Raw genomic sequence first — 1,227 nt, forward strand, 5'->3', positions numbered from 1 at the left:
GCGGTGGGGGAGGGGGTTCAGGTGGAGGTCGCGCTCGGGGTCCCACTGGACGCGGGCCGGGGAGCGGCGCAGGTCGCGCTTCCAGGTGGCCTGGTCCGGGTGGAGGCCGCGGGCGTAGTGGGAGAGGCAGGAGTTGCGCAGGGCCCAGTCGAAGCCCTCGCGGGTGATCTCGACGGCCAGGACCGTCTGCTGGTCCTCCTTGGTGGCCCAGCCGCAGCGGTACATCATCCACAGGAACGAGGGCTTGATCCACGTCATGCGGTCCCGCTTCCAGGCCGCGGGGAAGCGGCCCTCGCGGGCGGCCGGGCCGCCGAGCTCCGGACGGTACGCCTGGTAGACGGTGATCGTGGAGTCGGTGTGCAGCGCGCGGATCTCGTGGTTCATGGGAGATCAGCGTGCCGGGGCGGTGGTGGTTCCGCCACTGAATTGTGAGAGGGGCGGAGGGCGACGGCGGGGTGAGGGTGCCGTCGCCCAGGCGGTGCCGGTTACGGCGCCGGGGTCAGAAGTCGACCCGCGTCCGCTCGTCGAGCCGTGCCACCGAGTCCTGCGCGAACGCCTTCTCGTAGTCGCTGCGGATCTCCTCGATCAGGACGTCCCGCTTGCGCGCCTCGGTCGTCGGGTACAGCAGGATCAGCTCGTACGAACGCTCGCGCTCGATCTTGCCGTTGGAGTCGCGCCACTGGCCGCGCCCGTCCTGGATCGTCAGCCCGTCGGGGAAGCCCGGCGTGACCTCCTTGTCGATGAAGTCCATGAACTGCTTGTCGGTCACGGCGGGGCCGCCGTCGGGCCGCTCCGTGCCGAAGAAGAGACGGGTCTCGGTGAAGGGCTTGCCCCGGGCGACCGTCGTCGTGGCGGCGCGTTCGGTGCCGGCGGTGGTCGTGGCGGCGGGCGCTTCGTCGTCCAGCGAGGCGTACGCGGCGGGCGCGCCGACGGCCAGCAGAGCGGTGACGGCGGCGGTCACGGCGATCCGGGTGGCGGAGAAACGGGGCAGGGTGAGGGCCATGGGAATCCGGGAGTCCCTTTCTGGGGCGGGGCAGGAGTCGGCGGCACACCGTAGCGGACACGCGGACCCTCGACGCCCGCCTTCTGCCGATATGGCCTGATTCCCGGCCGTCGGTTTCACGCCCATGTGGCACGCCCGTCACAGAGGAGGGAGGGGAGGGGGCGGGAGGGTTACTGCCCGCCGGAACCCAGGCGGTACGTCCGCAGGGTCCGCCAGCCCGTCCC

Annotated in this window: 2 protein-coding genes; both read right to left on the reverse strand. The window is 71.8% G+C overall.

From position 1 onward, the window contains the following. On the reverse strand, positions 1–384 hold a 384-nt coding region (locus AOK22_RS38960; RefSeq protein WP_157872444.1), incomplete at its 3' end, for a DUF4291 domain-containing protein. 115 nt (positions 385–499) lie between these two features. Further along, positions 500–1,003 carry a DUF3574 domain-containing protein gene (locus AOK22_RS38965; RefSeq protein ID WP_055703340.1) on the reverse strand — a complete coding sequence of 168 codons (504 nt, stop codon included), beginning with the start codon at positions 1,001–1,003 and terminating at the stop codon, positions 500–502. Positions 1,004–1,227: the final 224 nt, after the last annotated feature.

The sequence above is a fragment of the Streptomyces silaceus genome (genome assembly GCF_001419745.1).
GTDB lineage: Bacteria > Actinomycetota > Actinomycetes > Streptomycetales > Streptomycetaceae > Streptomyces > Streptomyces silaceus.